At 69.5% G+C, this 5,551-nt stretch carries 5 protein-coding genes; all 5 read left to right on the top strand.

Features of this window, described 5'->3' with window-relative positions; genetic code table 11:
- Positions 1-181: 181 nt before the first annotated feature.
- The 5 genes from ACFXDE_RS43620 (at position 182) to ACFXDE_RS43600 (ending at position 5,537) form a co-directional block, all read left to right on the top strand.
- The gene (locus ACFXDE_RS43620; protein WP_380499764.1) at positions 182-985 is read left to right on the top strand and encodes a glycerophosphodiester phosphodiesterase; all 804 of its coding nucleotides are present in this window, start codon (positions 182-184) and stop codon (positions 983-985) included.
- 9 nt (positions 986-994) lie between these two features.
- A complete protein-coding gene (locus ACFXDE_RS43615; protein ID WP_380499763.1) occupies positions 995-2,392 on the top strand; it encodes an MFS transporter in 1,398 nt (465 codons plus the stop codon).
- A 238-nt stretch (positions 2,393-2,630) separates the two neighbouring features.
- Positions 2,631-3,011, top strand: coding sequence for an acyl-CoA thioesterase (locus tag ACFXDE_RS43610; protein WP_380445917.1), 381 nt, complete (start codon positions 2,631-2,633; stop codon positions 3,009-3,011).
- A gap of 43 nt (positions 3,012-3,054) precedes the next feature.
- The gene (locus ACFXDE_RS43605; protein WP_380499762.1) at positions 3,055-4,587 is read left to right on the top strand and encodes an acyl-CoA dehydrogenase family protein; all 1,533 of its coding nucleotides are present in this window, start codon (positions 3,055-3,057) and stop codon (positions 4,585-4,587) included.
- Positions 4,587-5,537, top strand: a complete 951-nt coding sequence (locus tag ACFXDE_RS43600) for a DMT family transporter (RefSeq protein ID WP_380499761.1) — start codon at positions 4,587-4,589, stop codon at positions 5,535-5,537. Before ACFXDE_RS43605 ends, ACFXDE_RS43600 begins: the two co-directional genes overlap by 1 nt.
- The last annotated feature ends 14 nt before the right edge of the window (positions 5,538-5,551 follow it).

The following is a 5,551-nucleotide window of genomic DNA, read 5'->3' as shown; positions in this document are numbered from 1 at the left end:
CCCGCGCCCCGGGGCCGTGCGCGCCGGGCCGCCGCACCCCGCCAGGGCCCGTCCCGACCCGCGTGGGGACGGCCCCTGCGGCGTTCGCACCCGCCGGGCCGAGGGCCTGAGCCCCCATTACTGCTTGACAGGATGCGTAATACTGTAACGCGCGCGCACCAGAACGACACCGGAGGCCGAGTTGCACCCCTTCCTCGACCAGCGAGGACCCCTCGCCTTCGCCCACCGCGGCGGCGACCTCGGCCGCCCGGAGAACTCGCTCGCCGCGTTCGAGGCCGCCGTCGCGCTCGGCTACCGCTACCTGGAGACGGACGTCCACGCGACCTCCGACGGCGTCCTGGTCGCCTTCCACGACAGCCGGCTCGACCGCGTCACCGACCGCACCGGCGCCGTCGCCGACCAGCCCTGGAGCACCGTGCGGCAGGCCAGGATCGGCGGCACCGAGCCGATCCCGCTGCTGGAGGAGCTGCTCGACGCGTTCCCCGACGCCCGCTTCAACATCGACGTCAAGGCCGCCCCGGCCATCGCGCCACTGGTCGAGGCGGTCCGCCGCACCGACGCGTGGGACCGCGTCTGCGTCGGCGGCTTCTCCGACGCCCGCCTCGCCGCCGTCCGCGCCGCCGCCGGCCCGCGGCTGGCCACCTCGCTCGGCCCGCGCGAGGTCGCCCGGCTGCGGCTGCGCTCGCTGGCCGAATCACTGCTGCCCGGCCCGCTGCTGCCCGGCCGCGGGGCACCGTACGCCGGGATCTGCGCCCAGGTGCCCGAGCGGCACCGCGGCGTCCGGGTCGTCGACCGGGCCTTCGTCCGGGCCGCGCACCGCCTCGGCCTGCACGTTCACGTCTGGACTGTGGACGATCCCACACGGATCAGGGCTCTACTCGACCTGGGTGTGGATGGCATCATGGCGGATCGCATAGACGTCCTGCGGGACGTCCTCAGCGAACGCGGCTGCTGGATGGACGGCGGCGCGGCCCGAGCACGGTGATTGGAACCCATGAACACCGCGACCGACCTGCCGGACCACCCGGCGCCGGACACCCCGGCCACGGCCACCGACAGCCGTGCGCTGAACCGCACGCGCTTCGGCTGGTACATCAACGACTGGGCCAACGCCGCGTTCTCGGCGACCGTCCTGACGGTCTTCCTGGGTCCGTACCTGACGACGATCGCCAACAAGGCCGCCGACGCCAACGGTGACGTCCACCCGCTGGGACTCGCCATCCGCGCGGGCTCCTTCTTCCCGTACACGGTCTCCTTCTCGGTGCTGATATCGGTCGCGGCGATGCTGCTGGCCGGCACCGTCGCCGACCGCACCGGGCGGCACAAGGAGCTCATGTGCGGCTTCGCCTACGTGGGCGCGCTCGCCACCATGGGCATGTTCTTCCTCGACGGCGACCGCTACCTCCTCGGCGGCGGGCTGCTGGTGGTCGCCAACATCGCGTACGCGGTGTCGGTCGCCCTCTCCTACGCCTACCTGCCGGGCCTCGCCAAGCCCGACGAGCGCGACGCCGTCTCGTCCAAGGGCTGGGCGTACGGCTACGCGGGCGGCGGCCTCCTGCTGGTCGCCAACCTGGCGCTGTTCGAGAACGCCGACGCGCTCGGCCTCTCCTCCGGCACGGCCGTGCGGATCTGCCTGGCCTCGGCCGGGCTCTGGTGGGCGCTGTTCACCCTCGTCCCGCTGTTCCGGCTGCCCTCCCGGGCCGGTGTCGCCCCCGCCCGCACCGGCGCCGCGGCCGACGGCAAGCCCACCGCCGGCAGCCTGCGCGAGCTCGCCAACACCCTGCGCGGCATGCGCCGCTACCCCAAGACCCTGCTCTTCCTCGGCGCGTTCCTCTGCTACAACGACGGCATCCAGACCGTCGTCTCGCAGGCCTCGCTGTACGGCAGCGAGGAGCTGGGCATGGACCAGACCTCGCTGGTCGCCGCCGTCCTGATGGTCCAGATCGTCGCGATCGGCGGCGCGCTCCTGCTCGGCCGGATCGCCCGCCGGTACGGCGCCAAGAAGACCGTGCTCGGCTCGCTGGTCGGCTGGGTGATCACCCTCGCCCTCGGCTACTTCATGCCGGCCCACCAGCCCGCGTGGTTCTACGCCCTCGCGTGCATGATCGGCCTTGTGCTCGGCGGCAGCCAGGCACTGTCCCGCTCGCTGTTCTCGCACATGATCCCGGCCGGGCGCGAGGCCGAGTACTTCAGCGTCTACAAGGTCAGCGACCGCGGCACCAGCTGGATGGGCCCACTGGTCTTCGGCCTCGCCTACCAGGTCACCGGCAGCTACCGGCTGGCCATCATCTCGCTGCTGGTCTTCTTCGTGATCGGCTTCGCCGTACTGGCGAAGGTCCCGGTGCGCCACGCCATCGAAGAGGTCGGCAACCCCGTCCCCGAGCGCCTCTGACACACCGCCGGTGCCCCCGGTCCGTTCCACGGCCCGGGGGCACACGCACATCCCCACACGGCCGGTGCCGTGGCCGGACATCGTCGGATCAATCCGGAAAGATCCACCCAGGAAGCCCGCCCCACCGGGCACTTGTGGCCGAGTTCACATCAACTCACCGACCGGTATACCGATTGACGGATGATCAGCAGTGGCAGACTGTTGATAACCGAACAGTCGGACGTCCTAGGAGTTGGATGTGAACGTCACAATCTCGCCGCGTTTCTCCGAGGTCGACGTCCTCGGCCACGTGACCAACTCCGCCGTCCCGGTCTGGTTCGAGCACGGCCGTCTGCCGATCTTCCGGCTGTTCAGCAAGGAGGAGAACATGCGCGACCTCGCGCTCATCCTCCGCCGCTACGAGATCGACTTCACCAAGCAGATCCTCGCGTCCGTCGACGTCGTCATCGAGACGAAGGTGGCGAAGATCGGCAACACGTCGATCACCATCGAACAGGTCGCCCGGCAGAACGACGCCGAGGTGGCTCGCGGGACGACCGTAATGATCCACTTCGATTACCAGGCCAATGCCACCGCGCGCATTCCGGACCACATCCGCGAGGAACTCGCGGCGCTCTGACGAGCCGCATCAGCAGGGCTACCGAAGAAACGGGGATATCACCATGAGCATTCCACGGAACCGGTTAATCGACCTCGACTCCACCGCTTTCCTCGACAATTTCCAGCGCGGCATCGGCGCGTTCGACAGCGCCGTCCTGCCGCAGGAGCCGCTGTCCAAGGACAGCCTCCGCGAACTGATCGACCTCGGCATCTACCTGCCGGCCATCCCCCGCGCGTACGGCGGCCGGGAGAGCCACCGGGAGATGTGCGAAATCATCGAGATCATGTCCGAGCGCAACCTGCCCATGGGCATGTACACGATGATCGTCACGGTCCTCTTCCTCCGCAACGTCGCCTCCAGCGGCGACGAGGCGCTCAAGAAGGAGGTCTTCGAGGACTTCGCCGACAACCCCGTCATCGGCGGCCTCGCCTTCACCGAGCCGAGCAGCGGATCGAACCTGGCGCGCATGCGGACCACGTACGAGCCGGACGGCGACGGCTACCGCATCACCGGGGTCAAGCACTGGCAGGCCTTCAGCGAGCAGGCCGACTGGTGGATCGTCTGCGCCAAGCACCCCGAGCGCAAGGAGTTCGCCTACTTCGCCCACAAGCGCTCCGACGGCGGCTTCGAGACCACCGAGGTCTACGACAGCCTCGGCCTGAAGAACCTGGGCTACGGGCTGAACACCCTCGACATCCGGGTGCCCGGACACTACCGCCTCGCCAAGGGCCGGCCGAGCCTGGGCGACGCCGCCGAGATCCTCTGCGCGTCGCGGTTCAGCAAGGCCGCCATGTCCAGCGGCTTCCTGCGCCGGCTGACCGCCGAGACGCTGCACCACGTCGAGAGCCGGCAGATCGGCGACGGCACGCTGCACGACATCGACTACGTGAAGTACAAGGTCAGCCGGATCAAGCAGAACTCCGTCGTGTGCAACGCGCTGTACCGGCACCTGATGCTCGACGAGGACTACCGCACGGACATGGAAGGCAGTATGTTCGCCTCCCTGGCCACCAAGGTGCTCTCCTCCGAGCTCATGCTGGAGTCGGCCCTCGACTACCAGCAGCTGTGCGGCGGCGAGGGCTACCGCATGGGCGCGCCGGACAACATCGCCGCCTACGCCCTGCTCGACGCGCGGGTCTACACCATCTTCGACGGCACCAACGACCTGCTCTGCCAGCACCTGGCCAACCTGTTCCTGCGCGAGTTCCAGGACTCGGGGCTGCGCTCGCCGCTGGAGTTCGTCGGCCGGTTCGGGTACCTGGAGGACGCGTTCTTCCACCTGACCGACATCAACTTCAGCCACCTCGCCGACGCCTCGTCCCAGGCCAAGATCGTGATCCTGGGCCGCATCCTGTCCCGGATGTACGGGATCGGCGCGCTGGAGAAGGCCTCGCGCTCGACCGCGCCCAGCGAGCGGCTCGCGGTGGCCGACGCCGACTACCCGAGGGCGATCGCGGTGCTGAAGAACGAGATCCTCGCCCTGGTCAACGAGTACGAGCTGACCGACCGGCTCACCGGCACCGACAAGGCGTCGGACGTGATCCATCCGCAGACCGCCGCGCTCGCGGCCGGCTCCAAGGCAGGCATGCGCTAGTGTCCGGGAAGAACAAGAGCCTCAAGGTCTCGCTGATCGCGCTGGTGTTCGTCACCATCTACGGATCGGGCTTCGTGGGCGGCCGGTTCGGCCTGCCCTACGCGGAGCCGTTCGCCTACCTGGCCATCCGGTTCGGCGGGACCGCGGTCGTCTTGTTCGCCTGCATCCTGTGCCTGAGAATCCCGTGGCCGCGCACGCGCTCGGCCTACGTCCACCTCGCCCTCAGCGGCATCCTGCTGCAAGGGGTGTTCTCCACCGGGGTCTTCTACGCGCTGTACTACGGCATGACCCCCGCGGTGTCCGCGCTGATCATCGCGCTCCAGCCGATCCTGGTCTGGCTGATGGTCTCCGTCGCGACCGCCCGGAAGGTCAGGCCGCTGTCGGTGCTGGCGCTCGCCGGAGGACTGGCCGGGGTGGCCCTGACGGTCTACCAGGGGCTGGCGTCGTCGTCCGGGCTCACCCTGACCAACGTCGCCTTCGACTTCCTCGGGCTGGCGGGGCTGTCCACCGGGCAGTTCTACTACCAGATGAAGAACCCCGGCACGCATCCGCTGGTCAACGGCTTCCTCCAGTCCGGCTCGTCGGCCGTCGTCATGCTCGTCGGCGCGCTGGTCTTCGAGACCGGTGTCGTCCACTGGACCAGGGACCTGGTCCTGTCGGAACTGTGGATGTCGGTCGGCGTCTCGATCGGCGCGCTCAGCCTGCTGTTCGTGCTGATGCGCTCGGAGAGCGCGGACCGGGTGGCCTCGTACTTCTACGGGGTGCCGATCGCCGCTGGGCTGATCGCCTGGCCGATGGTCGGCCAGCGGCCGACCCTCTCGGAGGTCGTCGGGTTCGCGGTCATCGTGGCCTCGATCGTCCTGTTCAACCGGAGCAGCCGGGCCCCCGCCCCGGCCCCCGCCCCGGCGGCACCGGTCGGCACCGAGGTGCCGGCGGCGGACCGCTCCTGAGCACGGGCCGGGAG

It is taken from the genome of Kitasatospora sp. NPDC059408 (assembly GCF_042751525.1).
In the GTDB taxonomy this organism is placed as follows: Bacteria; Actinomycetota; Actinomycetes; order Streptomycetales; family Streptomycetaceae; genus Kitasatospora.
This window is presented reverse-complemented; position numbering and strand designations above follow the sequence as displayed.